Origin of the sequence: Aquimarina mytili, from assembly GCF_016735115.1 — a bacterium.
GTDB classification, from domain to species: domain Bacteria; phylum Bacteroidota; class Bacteroidia; order Flavobacteriales; family Flavobacteriaceae; genus Aquimarina; species Aquimarina mytili.
In genome coordinates this window covers 1,071,346-1,085,815 of the sequence record NZ_JAERQJ010000001.1, presented here as the reverse complement: position 1 = coordinate 1,085,815, position 14,470 = coordinate 1,071,346, and the positions used below count along the sequence as shown (strand labels likewise).

At 33.5% G+C, this 14,470-nt stretch carries 14 protein-coding genes; 12 read left to right on the top strand and 2 right to left on the bottom strand.

Going from position 1 to position 14,470, the window contains the following annotated elements:
- The first annotated feature begins 1 nt into the window (after position 1).
- On the top strand, positions 2-1,033 hold the full coding sequence (locus tag JJQ60_RS04625) for a FecCD family ABC transporter permease (protein WP_236669031.1): 1,032 nt from the start codon (positions 2-4) through the stop codon (positions 1,031-1,033).
- 9 nt (positions 1,034-1,042) lie between these two features.
- On the opposite strand, the gene JJQ60_RS04620 is transcribed toward JJQ60_RS04625, so the two are convergent.
- Positions 1,043-1,297, bottom strand: coding sequence for a hypothetical protein (locus tag JJQ60_RS04620; RefSeq protein ID WP_201917090.1), 255 nt, complete (start codon positions 1,295-1,297; stop codon positions 1,043-1,045).
- 61 nt (positions 1,298-1,358) lie between these two features.
- Here JJQ60_RS04620 and JJQ60_RS04615 point away from each other — a divergent pair, with 61 nt between their 5' ends.
- From JJQ60_RS04615 to JJQ60_RS04590, 6 genes are all read left to right on the top strand, one after another.
- On the top strand, positions 1,359-1,937 hold the full coding sequence (locus JJQ60_RS04615; RefSeq protein ID WP_201917088.1) for a DUF1572 family protein: 579 nt from the start codon (positions 1,359-1,361) through the stop codon (positions 1,935-1,937).
- A 247-nt stretch (positions 1,938-2,184) separates the two neighbouring features.
- On the top strand, positions 2,185-3,303 hold the full coding sequence (gene dnaN, locus JJQ60_RS04610; RefSeq protein WP_201917087.1) for a DNA polymerase III subunit beta: 1,119 nt from the start codon (positions 2,185-2,187) through the stop codon (positions 3,301-3,303).
- Between the two features lie 219 nt (positions 3,304-3,522).
- The gene (locus JJQ60_RS04605; protein ID WP_201917086.1) at positions 3,523-4,788 is read left to right on the top strand and encodes a tRNA modification GTPase; all 1,266 of its coding nucleotides are present in this window, start codon (positions 3,523-3,525) and stop codon (positions 4,786-4,788) included.
- A gap of 207 nt (positions 4,789-4,995) precedes the next feature.
- Entirely contained in the window at positions 4,996-5,625 is a 630-nt protein-coding gene (locus JJQ60_RS04600; RefSeq protein ID WP_201917084.1) for an SRPBCC family protein, read from the top strand.
- Positions 5,626-5,706: 81 nt separating this feature from the next.
- Entirely contained in the window at positions 5,707-6,720 is a 1,014-nt protein-coding gene (locus tag JJQ60_RS04595; RefSeq protein WP_201917082.1) for an NAD-dependent epimerase/dehydratase family protein, read from the top strand.
- Complete coding sequence (locus JJQ60_RS04590; RefSeq protein ID WP_201917080.1) at positions 6,698-7,546, top strand: alpha/beta hydrolase family protein; 849 nt, start codon at positions 6,698-6,700, stop codon at positions 7,544-7,546. Before JJQ60_RS04595 ends, JJQ60_RS04590 begins: the two co-directional genes overlap by 23 nt.
- A 104-nt stretch (positions 7,547-7,650) precedes the next feature.
- On the opposite strand, the gene JJQ60_RS04585 is transcribed toward JJQ60_RS04590, so the two are convergent.
- Positions 7,651-8,811 (bottom strand): alpha/beta hydrolase, encoded by a 1,161-nt coding sequence (locus JJQ60_RS04585; protein ID WP_201917078.1) that lies wholly within the window; start codon positions 8,809-8,811, stop codon positions 7,651-7,653.
- Between the two features lie 130 nt (positions 8,812-8,941).
- On the opposite strand from JJQ60_RS04585, the gene JJQ60_RS04580 reads away from it, so the two are divergent.
- The 5 genes from JJQ60_RS04580 (at position 8,942) to JJQ60_RS04560 (ending at position 14,319) form a co-directional block, all read left to right on the top strand.
- Complete coding sequence (locus tag JJQ60_RS04580; RefSeq protein WP_201917076.1) at positions 8,942-9,340, top strand: GlcG/HbpS family heme-binding protein; 399 nt, start codon at positions 8,942-8,944, stop codon at positions 9,338-9,340.
- A gap of 84 nt (positions 9,341-9,424) precedes the next feature.
- Positions 9,425-10,066, top strand: coding sequence for a spermidine synthase (locus JJQ60_RS04575; protein ID WP_201917074.1), 642 nt, complete (start codon positions 9,425-9,427; stop codon positions 10,064-10,066).
- 187 nt (positions 10,067-10,253) lie between these two features.
- Entirely contained in the window at positions 10,254-12,122 is a 1,869-nt protein-coding gene (locus JJQ60_RS04570) for a CBS domain-containing protein (RefSeq protein ID WP_201917071.1), read from the top strand.
- Positions 12,115-13,326 carry a succinylglutamate desuccinylase/aspartoacylase family protein gene (locus tag JJQ60_RS04565; RefSeq protein ID WP_201917069.1) on the top strand — a complete coding sequence of 404 codons (1,212 nt, stop codon included), beginning with the start codon at positions 12,115-12,117 and terminating at the stop codon, positions 13,324-13,326. Before JJQ60_RS04570 ends, JJQ60_RS04565 begins: the two co-directional genes overlap by 8 nt.
- Positions 13,327-13,383: 57 nt before the next feature.
- On the top strand, positions 13,384-14,319 hold the full coding sequence (locus JJQ60_RS04560) for a threonine ammonia-lyase (RefSeq protein ID WP_201917067.1): 936 nt from the start codon (positions 13,384-13,386) through the stop codon (positions 14,317-14,319).
- Positions 14,320-14,470: the final 151 nt, after the last annotated feature.

Genomic DNA, 14,470 nt, shown 5'->3' with positions numbered 1-14,470 from the left:
TTTGACCCCAAACAAATCATATAAGAAGGTTTTTGCAGGTATTACTGTATTCATGCTCATTTGTTTTATTGCCAACATAAGCTTAGGTTCTGTTTTTATTCCTTGGATAGATACCTTAAGCAGTCTAATTGGTGGACCTGTAGAAAAAGAATCCTGGAGACATATCATTGTAGATTACCGATTACCAAAAGCACTTACCGCAATTATTGTAGGTAGCGGCTTAGGCGTTTCGGGTTTATTAATGCAAACTTTATTTAGAAATCCTTTGGCCGGTCCTTTTGTTTTAGGTATTAGCTCAGGATCAACTCTAGGGGTAGCTTTATTAATATTGGGTAGTACTTTTGCCGGTGCAACCTTCTCCAGCTTTTTGGTTTCTAAATGGGGGTTGGTTATTGCCGCCAGCTTAGGAAGTGTTTTGGTACTATTTGCCGTGATGCTCATGTCTATAAAAGTAAGAGATACTATGGCAATACTAATTATAGGGCTTATGTTTGGTAGTATTACTTCCGCTATTGTAAGTGTACTCTCCTACTTTGCTCCTGCTGATCAATTACAACAATATGTTTTCTGGGGATTTGGAAGTCTTGGTAACTTATCTTGGTTAGATGTTCTTATATTTTTTGGTATCTCATTCTTAGGGATGTTACTTTCTGTTGCTTCAATTAAACCATTAAACACCTTACTTTTAGGAGAAAACTACGCTCGTAGTCTAGGATTAAACATCAAAACCAGTCGTTTTACCATCATTATTGCTACTGGGTTATTAGCTGGTAGCAGTACTGCCTTTGCAGGTCCTATTGCATTTATTGGGCTAGCAGTACCGCATCTTACCAGGCAATTGTTTCATACCTCGAATCATAAAACATTAATTCCTGCAGTAGTACTAATTGGTAGTATTATAATGCTTATATGTGATAGTATAGCGCAATTACCATCTAGCGAATATACTTTGCCCATTAATGCCATAACCTCATTAATTGGAGCCCCCGTTGTAATATGGTTGTTAGTGAGAAAACGTAAAATGTTATTCTAAACTCTTATTTCAAGGGAAATATCCATTGCTTAAGGCTTTATTATAATAACGAAAACGTCCTGTAACATGCAGGAAGGTTTTGTTGTAGTAACGAAAACGCCCTGCAACATGCAGGAAGGTTTTGTTGTAGTAACGAAAACGCCCTGCAACATGCAGGAAGGTTTTGTTGTAGTAACGAAAACGCCCTGCAGCATGCAGGAAGGTTTTGTTGTAGTGATGAAAACTCCCTGCAGCATGCAGGAAGGTTTCGCTATCAAAATACAATCCCCATAATATATCATGAACGTGTGAAAAATAAGTATCTTTAGAATAAAAGCACAAACCAATGAATACTGAAGCCTATCTTGAAGGAATACTAAAACAATTTAAATACTATAAATCCTTAGGTGAAAAAACTATGGATCAGCTACCAGGTCAAAAACTCTTTTGGCAGTATAATAACGAGAGTAATAGTATAGCCATTATTGTAAAACACCTATGGGGAAACATGAAATCACGATGGACGGATTTCTTAACCTCTGATGGTGAAAAAGAATGGCGAGAGCGGGATGCTGAGTTTGAAGATGACATTAAAGCAAAAGAAGAACTCATGTTAAAATGGGAAGAAGGTTGGCAATGTCTATTTGAAGCTCTGGAAAGTATCAATTCAACTAATTTTGATCAACCTGTATACATTCGAAATATAGAACACTCGATCACCGAAGCTATAAATAGACAATTAGCACATTATGCATATCACATTGGGCAGATTGTCTTTATCGGAAAAATGATAAAAAATGAAGAATGGCAAAGTTTATCAATTCCTAAAGGTAAATCGGCATCTTATAATAAAGAGCGTTTTTCTACACCAAAACATAAAGCACATTATACGGATAAACTTATGGATGACGGCTCCAAACCTTAATTCGCAATTCGCAATTCGCAATTCGCAATTCGTAAATATTCAAGATAGTCAATAACTCCTTTAGGTTTGTTAATAACTATGGTTTTTTGAATACACTATTCCTTATAGATTACAATTATATTTGCGTAAAACTGTACAAAACTAGTCACACACTTATGAAATGAGCCGATAGGATCCTGGTAATGTTTAACTACGGTCTATTGAGGCGAATTTCATCTGACAACTAATAAACAATAAAGAAAAACAGATGAAATTTATAGTATCCAGTTCATACTTATTAAAGCAATTACAAGTATTAGGAGGGGTCATTAATAATAGTAACACCTTACCTATTTTAGATAACTTCTTGTTCGAATTAGATAACAACTCATTAACCGTTTCTGCATCAGACCTAGAAACTACGATGTCTGCAAAGTTAGAAGTAGAATCTTCTGATCAAGGAACTATTGCAGTACCGGCCAAATTACTTCTTGAAACACTTAAAACTTTTCCAGAGCAACCTCTAACTTTTGTTTCTGGAGATAATAGCACTGTAGAAATTAGCTCAAATCATGGTAAATATGCCTTAGCATATGCAGATGGTGAAGAGTTTCCAAAAGCAGTAGAACTAGAAGATCCAAGTGCAACGACATTATTAGGAGATATTTTAGCAACTGCTGTTAGTAAGACCATTTTTGCAACTGGTAATGATGATTTAAGACCCGTAATGAGTGGTGTCTTTTTTCAATTCTCTACAGAAGGACTAACTTTTGTGGCCACAGATGCTCATAAATTAGTAAAATATAGTCGTGAAGATGTTAAAGCATCGCAATCGGCAGAGTTTATAATGCCAAAAAAACCTCTGAATTTATTAAAAGGTATTTTAGCAGGAAGTGACAGTGAAGTATTGATCGAGTATAACGAATCGAATGCAAAGTTCACTTTTGACGAGACACAACTAATCTGTAGATTAATTGATGGTAAATACCCCAATTATGAAGCTGTAATCCCGAAAGAGAATCCTAATAAACTTACTATTGCACGTACCCAGTTTTTAAATTCTGTGCGAAGAGTATCTATTTTCTCCAATAAAACAACGCATCAAATACGTCTAAAAATTGCTGGAGCAGAGCTTAATGTATCTGCAGAAGATATTGACTATTCTAATAAAGCTGAAGAGCGATTAACCTGTGATTATCATGGTGATGATATGCAAATCGGATTTAACTCACGTTTTTTGAGCGAAATGCTTAATAACCTAAATGCTGATGATGTACAGTTAGAAATGTCATTACCAAATAGAGCAGGAATACTTACACCTGTCGATGGCTTAGACGAGGGAGAACATGTAACCATGCTGGTTATGCCCGTGATGTTGAATAACTAAGAAATAATTTCATATCTAAATTTTTCCAGTTTCATTAAATGAGACTGGATTTTTTTTGCTTTGCACAAAATTAAAAATAGAGAGAAGATCGTGAGCTGTCCAAGCAGCTCAAAAATTCATGATAAAAAAATCAAAACAAAAAAAATGTCGATAGCTAGGTAAGATTTGCTGTGTTATGACACCTATATTATATATTAAAACGTTAAAATGTCAAAATCAATGAACAAACAAACATTAACCATACTGTTTTTACTTTTGAGCTATTATAGTCAAGCTCAAATTAAATTTGAAAGCGGTTACTTTATTACGAATGCAGGAGAAAAAGTTGAATGCCTAATCAAAAACATGGATTGGAAAAACAATCCTACTCAAATTGAATATAAAACCTCTGAAGATGCTGAATCAAAATCTGAAACCATACGTACAATTAAAGAATTCGGAATTATTGGTAAATCAAAATACCAAAAACACCAGGTCAATATAGATAAATCAAAAGAAGAAATAGATAATTTAAGTACAGATAGAAACCCTGAGTTTCAACTTGAAACACTTTTTCTAAAAGTACTGGTTGAAGGAAAAGCAAATCTATATCTATATGAAAATCAAACTTTGCGAAAATTTTTCTTTAAAACAGAAGATAAACCTATTGAACAACTGATCTATAAAAGGTATAAAGTATCGCAAAGCGAAATTGGGAAAAACACAAGATATAAACAACAGCTATGGAACACTCTAAAATGTGATAAAATATCTCTTAAAAAGGTAGAAGCACTTCGATATTATAAAAATCAAATGATAAACTTATTTGTTGATTACAACACATGTAGTAATCCAGATGTCGAAGCTGTTCTTTATGAGAAAAATCAAAATGAGGGTTCATTTAATCTGACAATAAGACCCCGAATGAATCTTGCTTCTTTGAAACTTGAAGAGCGTGATGAAACTCTAAGGGTTTATGACTTTGGGAGCAAACAAAACTTTAGTTTGGGTATCGAGGCAGAGTATATTTTACCTTTCAATAAAGGAAAATGGGGACTATTTATAGAACCTACATATCAATATTTTCAATCGGATGCAGAAGTAGTAATACAAGATCAATCTTTTTCTGGTAATAGTAGATTGTTAAATGCAAGCATTGATTATAAATCGATAGAATTGCCTATCGGTTTAAGGCACTATATTTTTATTAACAATTTCTCCAGTTTATTTATAACAGGAGCATATGTCATCGATATAGACGTAAATTCAAAACTTGATAGAAAAGAGACAATCACTAATAATCTCACAGGCAGAACTTCTGTTACAGAAAACAGTTTAGAACTCTCGAGCAAAGGTAATTTTGGACTAGGTATCGGATTTAACTATAAAAGCAAATACAGTGTAGAGTTTAGATATAATACTAATAGAGATTTGCTGAGTAGCTTTGTTAATCGTGAAGCAAAATACCCAATCACCTCGATTATAGTAGGTTATAGTATTTTCTAAGATATACTGTTCAATAATTTTAGTATACTAAAAATCCAACCCAATGTGGTTGGATTTTTTTGTTGTATATACCCATAATCTATTGCCCAACAGAAGGCTTACCGCGCACAAATTTGAAAGATGTAAGAAAAATCAATAAATTTACTACAAACCAAAAGTAACTTTTTGGTTAACAACTCAATAAATAACAAAATAAATAGCAACCTTATGAAAGCTTTAAAAAAAATAGTACTCGTACTTATTATACTTATAGCAATTGTATTAATCGCAGCTGCTTTTGTATCTAAAGAAATGGTCTATGAAAAATCTATCACTGTTAATACTCCTATTGAAACTGCCTGGGAAAATGTAAATAGTTTAGAGGATTTAGACAATTGGAGTCCCTGGAATGATATAGATCCTAATATGAAAAAAGAAATGACGGGAACCGATGGAGAAATAGGTGCTACTGCTAGTTGGGATAGCGAAGTCAAAGATGTTGGTAAAGGAAGTCAAACTATAGCAAAGATGGAAGCTCCTAATCTATTTGAGACCGACTTAAAGTTTTACGCTCCTTATGAAAGCGAAGCTAAAGGATATATAAAATTAGCGAAAGAAGCGGATGCGACAAAAATCACATGGGGTTTTCATAGTGAAATGCCTTATCCATTTAATTTAATGATGGTTTTTAGTGATATGGAAGAAGCAATGGGTGATACCTGGAGTAATGGTTTATCAAAACTTAAACAACTCTGCGAAGAAAGCTATAAAAAACAACTAGAGGAAGAAAAGCAAAAAGCTCTTGAACTACAACAGCAACAAGAACAAAAACAAGAACAGGAGCAAGAAGAAGCTTAAAATACATACTTTTACACATTACATCATAGCATCCTGTTAGGATGCTATGTCTTTTATTAAGAAATGTAATAGCCCAACCATATGAAAAAAATTGGAGTTATAGGAGCCACCGGAATGTTAGGGCATCATGTCGCTAAACATATTCAGAGTAATCATGAAAATATTTTGATTGCAATACATAGAACTACTTCAGACCTATCCTCTATTAGCGATTTAAAATACCAAAGCAAAATTGCCGATCTAAATGATAAAGAAAGTCTTATCCAATCATTTAGAGATCTCGATTATGTTCTAAATTGTGGTGCCTACTACCCTACTGTTCCTAAATCTCTTAAAGAGGAAATCAAAATAGCAAAACACCAAATGAATAATTTTATCGATGCTGTTAAAGAAAGTGGTGTTAAAAAAGCATTATATCTTGGAGGGGCAATTGCAATTCCAAAATCCAAGGAAGGTATAGCCAATGAAGATGAATACTATACCGCTAGTCCAAAAAGTAAATCTGCATATGTTCATGTAAAATGGCTTATGGATAATATGGCCCGAGAAGCGGGAAAAAAAGGTATTCCGATAGTTATCGGAATACCTTCTATGACTTTTGGCGAATACGATTACGGACCTTCAACAGGGCGTATTATTACAAACACCGTAAATCAAACTTTACCCGGTTATGTCAATGGAAACAGAAATGTTGTTTATGCTGGTGATGCAGCTCGAGGGTTATTGTCAGCATGTATTGATGGTAATATAGGTGATCGTTATCTTATTACTGGAGAAAATATCACCATGGAAGATTTAATACAGAAAATCATAACTATCGCAGGTATTGATACGATGCCAAAAGAGGTTCCTCTAGGGCTAGCAAAACTGGTTTCCAAAATTAAAATGACAAAATACAAGTTATATGGGGGCAAATTACCTCTACTCGACGATACGGCAATAGCTGTAATGTCTGCAGGCCAATTTTTGAACGGAGATAAGGCTAAAAATGAATTAGGATATGAGCCAAAAGTATCTATTGACGAGACTCTCAAAAGAACCATAACATGGTTTGAACAAAATAATTATATTGATGGTACAAATTCACACAATTGATGGCTATGTTTTATCAAGCATGGTATACCGATGTAACCCGTCAATTGATAAACATAAAACCCTAATAGTCAATTCAGCTACTGCTGTAGACAAAAAACTATATCATCATTATGCTATATTTATGGCAAATAATGGATATAACGTAATCACCTATGATTATAGAGGTATTGCGGAGTCTCGACCAAAAAAACTAAGAGGGTTTAAAGCTTCATTTGCAGATTGGGGTCAAAAAGATTTTGCCGCTGTTATTGATTTTGCAAAAAAAGAATTTCCAGAACATAAAATTGTAACTCTTGGCCATAGTATAGGTGGCACTATTATAGGAATGACAGAAAAGAATGCAGCTATTAGTGGTGTTATAAATATTGGTGCACAAACGGCCTATTATAAAGATTGGTCCAAAAATCAAAAAACTAAAATATATTTTCTGTGGCATATTTTTTTCCCCTCAATTACCAGAATCTATGGTTACTTTCCTGGAAAAAAACTAGGAATGTTAGAAGATATACCCAAAGGAGTTATCGACCAATGGCATAATCGAAGAAAGCAAGTAGATATGAAAGGGCAATTGGAAAGTAACGGGATGCATTTTTTTTATGACAACTATACCAATAAATTACTAACCTTAGGCATCGAAGACGATCCTATAGGTACCAAAAAGGCTATTACAAGAATACATGAGGAATTTGAAAAATCAGATAAAGAACTAGAGATTATCAAATTAGCTTCGGTTCCTACAAATAAAATTGGTCATTTTGGTTTTTTTAGGCGAAAGTTTCAAGATCCACTTTGGATAAAAACGTTAAACTGGTTCGATACTATTTAGCGATAAAACAATAAAATAAAAAGTCCATGTTCAGGTATCTTGAGTGGATTAAAACAAATAAATCCAACTATTATAGAACAGATGGATTTATTGTATTAAAAGTGTTAATTCTTTCTCAATTTTATTACCTTTTTCTTTCCTTTTGCTCTTACCGTAATATAGTAAATTCCCTTGGGTAATTCAGCAACAGGTATAGTGATATTTCCCATAATATTGGTATCTGATTTCTTTTCCATACCCCAGACATCATGAAGTTTATAACTATACTTGATTACATCATTAACTTTTATATTAAGATCGGTGTTCATAACAGGATTAGGGTACACTGTGACATTATTTAATTCATCTTTAACTAAAACGTTTTCAAAAGGGTTGCAAGAAGAAGTAAAGCTAGCTACTGTATTAGGTTGGAGCCTGGGAATAAAAAAGTAAAAAAGTCCTCTTAAACTATTTTTAAAATTTGCATCCATAAAACTGACAAAAAAATGACGTACTGATTCTGTCGCTTTCTCTCTACCAATACTACCAGGTGAATCTCTATCATATACACCAAAAGCACCATGGTCTGCTCCTTCTATATACAAATTCGTTTTACAAGAAGTACTAGTAAATCTGTCAAAAGTTTCATTCTGTACATCAGGACTTGCAACTGTGTCTTCCGAACCACCAATCATCAATACTTTTCCTTTAAAATTTTCTAATGCGTGCAAAGGTGCTGGTGCGGCATTAGAAGCAAAGTAAACAATACCTAATGCTCTTTCTGGTTGATTAACAATAAATGAAGAAGCCACGACACCTCCATAAGAATGCCCTCCCACAATGAGTTTTGAAGTATCAACATAGCCTCTCCACCCATCTGCTCCCTCAGCAACTTGTTGTTCTATCCAATCCAAAATCAATTTCATATCATCTCTCAATGGATTCGGAGGAAATGTAATAGCCTGTACTACTACTACATAACCATAAGAAGCTAAGTGCTTCATAAAAACATCATAACTTCTTGGAGTTACAATACCCGGACCACCTTGATGAAATAACATTATCGGAAAAGGACCTCTTTTTGTATTATTAGGACGATGCACCAATATATTAGGAGAAATAGTATAATTTGAATCGGTCACAACTTGGTAGGGTCCTTCTCTTAGATAAGGGGAATTTCTTTCTCTCTGGTAGTAATCTGATTCATTTTGAGCTTGTGCTCTGTATGTAAATGAGTAAATAAGTTGTAAAACAATTACAATTAATAATAATTGATGTTTTTTCATAATCTATAGGTTTTAAGGTTGCTTATTAATTTATAAAAAATATAAGAATACAAGTCGCATTTTAATACATTTATATAATATCTTACATCCACAAAAAATAAAAATGTATACCAACTTAATTTAGTAACACATGAACATTACTTTAGAACAAGCCGAAAAAATTATTGAAGTTGCAAAAGAAAAATCAATTTCATTAAACACCAAAATGAACATATCTGTTGTCGATACAGGTGCAAATCTTTTGGCATTTGTACGTATGGACGGAGCCTGGTTAGGATCTGCTGATATTTCAATTAAAAAAGCTAAAACCGCTCGCTTCTTTGATATGAATACAGGAGCTATAGGAGAACTTTCTCAACCTGGAGGACCTCTATTCAACATAGAACATTCTAATAATGGATTAATTTCTTTTCCAGGCGGCGTACCTATTAAAAATAAGAAAGGCGAAATTATAGGAGCCATAGGAGTAAGTGGCAGTAGTGTCGAAAATGATCATGCCGTTGCTTTAGCAGGTTCCTTAGCACTATAATTATCATAATACATAAGAAAAACACTGATCTCTTACATTCTAAAAAATAAGAGATCAGTGTTTTTATCTTAGAAACTTGGATACATGAAGAAGATTATTAGTCATATCTGGCCATTAACCAAACGAATTACTTCAAAGATTAATGGTACTCTTGAGGTAACATGGATTAATGGTAAAAAGGTATTGGATAGTGAACATGCTAATTATTCTTATGGTGCATTAGAGAAAGTACTGACCTTTGGGCTTTCAAAAATTGAAGTTTCCCATACAGCAGAAATATTATTATTAGGATTAGGTGGTGGTAGTATCATTCCTGTACTACAAAACAGATTCAATCATCAAGGTAAAATTACTGCCGTAGAGATTGATGAAATAGTAATTGAAATTGCTAAAAACGAGTTTAATATATGTAATAGCAAACATCTAAATATCATTTGTGAAGATGCCTCAAACTATGTAAAAGAAAGCACAAACCTATATCAGATTATCGTTATCGATATTTTTATTGATCAAATAGTTCCCGAATTATTTTATAAAGAAAAATTTTGGCAACAATCGCTACGACTTTTACAATCTGGAGGATATATTCTCTTTAACGCAGGAATATTGCTAAAAGATACTTCAAAAATTGAAAGTTTGAAATCTAAATTCACAAATAATATAACCTGGACTGAACACAATAATGTAGAGGGTGTAAATACACTTCTAATAGGTAAAAAAAAGTAATATTACTTATAGATTAAAAGTATAGACACAAGTCTGCCATCTGCCGTATTACGAACAAAAACAAGCTAATAATCCCAAATATTTGATGAACTATGACAAATAGCATTCTTTTTGACTAAAAAAGCTAATATTTTTAAAATTAGTATAGTGCGGTTTGTAACTATCAGATTTTTAATATTTATTAATTATGGGGGAACATAATGTAAAAGGTCAAGTCGACAAAAAAAGTCGAGCAAGATTTATAGAACACTTACTTGATGATATAGAAGCCTTAGAAATCATGCTAGAAGAAGGCTTAATTGAAGATGATATTATTCGAATAGGTGCCGAGCAAGAGTTTTGCTTGGTTAACAACCACTGGAGACCTGCAAAAAATTCGGAAGAAATATTAAAACGCATTAACGATACTCATTTTACGACAGAATTGGCCAGGTACAATCTGGAAATCAACCTGGATCCGTTAGAATTAAAAAAAGACTGTTTTTCAAAAGTCGAAAAGCAACTAAACAACTTATTAACCAAAGCCAAAATTACTTCTAGAGAATTTGACACTAAAGTTTTACTTACTGGTATTTTACCCACTATCAGAAAACGTCATCTCGAACTAGCTTATATGACTCCCAATCCAAGATATCAGATGCTTAATGAAATATTAAGAGCGCAAAGAGGTACTGATTTTGAACTTCATATCAGAGGGGTTGATGAATTAAATATACATCATAAAAATGTACTTTTTGAAGCTTGCAATACCAGCTTTCAAATGCACTTGCAAATTCCTCCTCAAGATTTTGTATCTAGCTATAATTGGGCACAAGCCATATCAGCTCCTGTACTAGGAGTAAGTGCAAACTCTCCTTTATTATTTGGTAGAGAATTGTGGAGCGAAACACGCATTGCGCTTTTTAGACAAAGTATGGATATTCGTAGTGCCTCTAATGCTCTCAAAGATCGACGAGCACGAGTAACTTTTAGTAATCAATGGGCATCAGGTTCGGTATTAGAAATATTTAAAAACGATATTGCATTACATAAGGTCGTATTGTCCAGGGATATTTCTAAAAATTCACTCTCAGAAATCAAAAAAGGTATTATTCCAAAACTTCAAGCGCTCAATTTGCATAACGGCACGGTATACAGATGGAATAGACCTTGCTATGGAATAAGTGAAGGAAAACCCCATGTAAGAATTGAAAATCGTTATATCCCATCTGGCCCCACCATACTTGATGAAGTCTCTAATTTTGCGTTTTGGGCAGGCCTAATGATCGGACGTCCTTCAAAGTTTGATAACATGCCTGCAAATATGGATTTTAGAGATGCTAAAGGAAATTTTATTAAGGCTGCCAGGATGGGTAAAGACTCTATTTTACGATGGATGAATAAATCAATTTCGGTTCAAGACCTTATATTGCATGAACTTTTACCAATTGCATATACCGGATTAAAAAAAGCAAATATTGACAACAATGATATCGAAAGACTTCTGAAGGTCATAGAAAATCGAACAAAAGGTAATACCCCAAATGAATGGGCTGTTAAAAACTATCGTTTTCTTAAGAAAAGCATGAAAAAAGATAATGCGCTACGAGCGCTTACTAAAACCATATACCAAAACCAACAAAATAGATTTCCTGGTCATGATTGGCCAACAATTAAAAGCATTCCTGAAATTTTAGATGATACATCTCTGGTAGGCCATATCATGTCTACTAATTTATTCACGGTAGATGAATACGATTTGGCAAGCCTTGCAACAAGTATAATGAAATGGAAAAAGATTCACCATGTACCAGTAGAAAGCGAATCAGGTAAACTCTCTGGCTTGTTAACTTGGAATCATGTAAAAAAAATTCAGGATCAAGAAAAGATTAATGATCAACGTATTGTATCAGATATTATGGTTAAAAAAGTAGTAACAGTGCAACCAAAAACGAACATAAAACAAGCGATTGACCTTATGAAAATGCATGAAATTGGTTGTTTACCTGTAGTGCAAGAACAAGATCTGGTAGGTATTATAACTATAAAAGATGTAATTGCGTTTGATCATGATTAAAGTATATAGCAAAGCGTTAAACGAAACATTAGAAACAGAACGTATAATAGGTTGTATAAAAGGGTCACATGAAGGTCCTACACTCATTTTTATTGGTGGAATTCACGGAAACGAACCTGCTGGTGTATTTGCATTGCACAAAGTAATTGAAGAACTTAATGAAAAAAAAACGCCCGTTAAGGGGAATATTTATGCCATTAGTGGTAATCTCTGGGCATTAGAACACAATAAAAGATATGATAAACAAGATTTAAATAGATTATGGACTAGCAAAAATATAGAATCTCTTATTCAGTGTAAATCCAATGCTACTAATACGGATATTGCTCAGCAAAAAGAAATTTATGCCCTTATTAAAAGTATTCTTAAAACTGAAAATGGTCCATTCTATTTTATGGATCTGCATACTACCTCAAGCAAAACTATACCTTTTCTTACGGTTAATGATAGTCTGTTAAACAGAAAATACACTATGCAATATCCTGTCCCTGTTATTCTAGGTATTGAAGAATATTTAGAAGGGCCATTGCTGAGTTACATCAATGAACTAGGCTATGTAGCTTTTGGTTTCGAGGCGGGTCACCATGATGATATTGTCTCAATAACAAACAATATTGCTTTTATATATCTCACACTTGCTTTTACTGGAAGTGTGTCTAGAACCGATATTGATTACAAACACTTTCATCAGGAATTATCTAAGAGAACACTAGATCATCAAAACGTTTATGAAATCTATTGGCGGCATGAAATTTTGAATGGAGATACCTTTACAATGAAACCTGGATTTGTCAACTTCCAAAAAATACGGAAAGGCCAAGAGTTGGCAATTAGCAATCAAAAAATTATTACTTCCAGTAAACACGGAAAAATTTTTATGCCACTATATCAAAGTCAGGGTAACGATGGATTTTTTGCCATAAAAAGAATTCCGACTTTCTTTCTACATTTATCTGCAATATTGCGGAATGCCAACATTGATAATTTACTCACTCTTTTACCAGGAGTACAATGGAAATCTAGAAAAAAAGATACGCTAACAGTAAACCGAAAAATCGCACGTTTTTTTACTAAACCCTTTTTTCATCTTTTAGGATATCGAAGCAAACAAATGGATAAGAACTATCTTACTATAAAAAATCGAGAAACCGCTTCTCGAACAGAAGAATATCGATATACACCTTGGATCAAAAACAACGTATAAATATACCAGGTATCTAAAAAAAACTTAATTTTAGGCAACTTCAATTCTATAGTCAACATGACCCAAAATGAGTTAAAAGATTGTCATAAGTTAATCAAATCGCATGTTCACAGAACTCCAGTATTGACTTCGAGATTACTTAATGAAATTTCTGGAGCTACATTGTTTTTTAAATGTGAAAACTTCCAGCGAATGGGAGCTTTTAAAATGAGGGGAGCAACGTGTGCTATTTCTAGATTATCCAAAAACCAAAAATCAAAGGGTGTAGTTACTCATTCTTCTGGTAATTTTGCTCAAGCATTATCTTTAGCCGCTAAAAGGCTAGGCGTTAAAGCATACATTGTTATGCCTTCTACTGCTCCGCAAGTAAAAAAAGATGCCGTAAAAGGCTACGGAGGTATAATTATTGAATGCCCTCCTACTCTTGAAGATCGCGAGAAAACTGCGATTCAAGTTCAAGAAGAGAAAGGCGCTACTTTTTTACATCCATCCAACAATTTAGATGTTATATTGGGACAAGGCACTGCAGCGTTAGAGTTATTAGAAGATCATGCTGATCTTGATTATATCATTACCCCAGTTGGAGGTGGTGGATTAATTGCCGGTACTGCTCTTGCTGCACATTTTTATAGTAATCACTGTAAAGTAATCGGTGGTGAACCTTTTGAAGTCGATGATGCATATCGATCATTACAAAGCGGTAAAATTGAAAGTAATACAACCACAAATACTATTGCGGATGGGTTAAAAACCCAGTTAGGGGATATCAACTTTCCTATTATACAAAATTATGTTTCGGAAATCATAAGGGTCGAAGAAGATGAAATCATATCTTCTATGCGATTAATTTGGGAGCGTATGAAAATTATAATCGAGCCTTCTTGTGCTGTTCCTTTTGCGGCATTACTTAGAGAAAAGGATAAATTCAAAAATAAAAAAGTTGGAATCATCCTTTCCGGTGGTAATGTTGATTTAAAGAACTTACCATTTTAACATCTAATCTAAGTATAGTAAGCCATAAAAAACAACCTATATTGGAATATTAGAAAGTTAATATCAAGCCTATTTTTTAAAATAAAAAAAGGCTGCTAATTCCCATGTTAGCAGCCTTTTTATTAACACTAATAATTAAAATATTAATTCA

Bases quoted from the DNA above. Each gene is read 5' to 3' on its own strand.
- JJQ60_RS04615 (WP_201917088.1), top strand. From the start codon at position 1,359: ATGAATACTGAAGCCTATCTTGAAGGAATACTAAAACAATTTAAATAC.
- dnaN (WP_201917087.1), top strand. From the start codon at position 2,185: ATGAAATTTATAGTATCCAGTTCATACTTATTAAAGCAATTACAAGTA.
- JJQ60_RS04605 (WP_201917086.1), top strand. From the start codon at position 3,523: ATGAACAAACAAACATTAACCATACTGTTTTTACTTTTGAGCTATTAT.
- JJQ60_RS04600 (WP_201917084.1), top strand. From the start codon at position 4,996: ATGAAAGCTTTAAAAAAAATAGTACTCGTACTTATTATACTTATAGCA.
- JJQ60_RS04595 (WP_201917082.1), top strand. From the start codon at position 5,707: ATGAAAAAAATTGGAGTTATAGGAGCCACCGGAATGTTAGGGCATCAT.
- JJQ60_RS04590 (WP_201917080.1), top strand. From the start codon at position 6,698: ATGGTACAAATTCACACAATTGATGGCTATGTTTTATCAAGCATGGTA.
- JJQ60_RS04585 (WP_201917078.1), bottom strand. From the start codon at position 8,811: ATGAAAAAACATCAATTATTATTAATTGTAATTGTTTTACAACTTATT.
- JJQ60_RS04580 (WP_201917076.1), top strand. From the start codon at position 8,942: ATGAACATTACTTTAGAACAAGCCGAAAAAATTATTGAAGTTGCAAAA.
- JJQ60_RS04575 (WP_201917074.1), top strand. From the start codon at position 9,425: ATGAAGAAGATTATTAGTCATATCTGGCCATTAACCAAACGAATTACT.
- JJQ60_RS04570 (WP_201917071.1), top strand. From the start codon at position 10,254: ATGGGGGAACATAATGTAAAAGGTCAAGTCGACAAAAAAAGTCGAGCA.
- JJQ60_RS04565 (WP_201917069.1), top strand. From the start codon at position 12,115: ATGATTAAAGTATATAGCAAAGCGTTAAACGAAACATTAGAAACAGAA.
- JJQ60_RS04560 (WP_201917067.1), top strand. From the start codon at position 13,384: ATGACCCAAAATGAGTTAAAAGATTGTCATAAGTTAATCAAATCGCAT.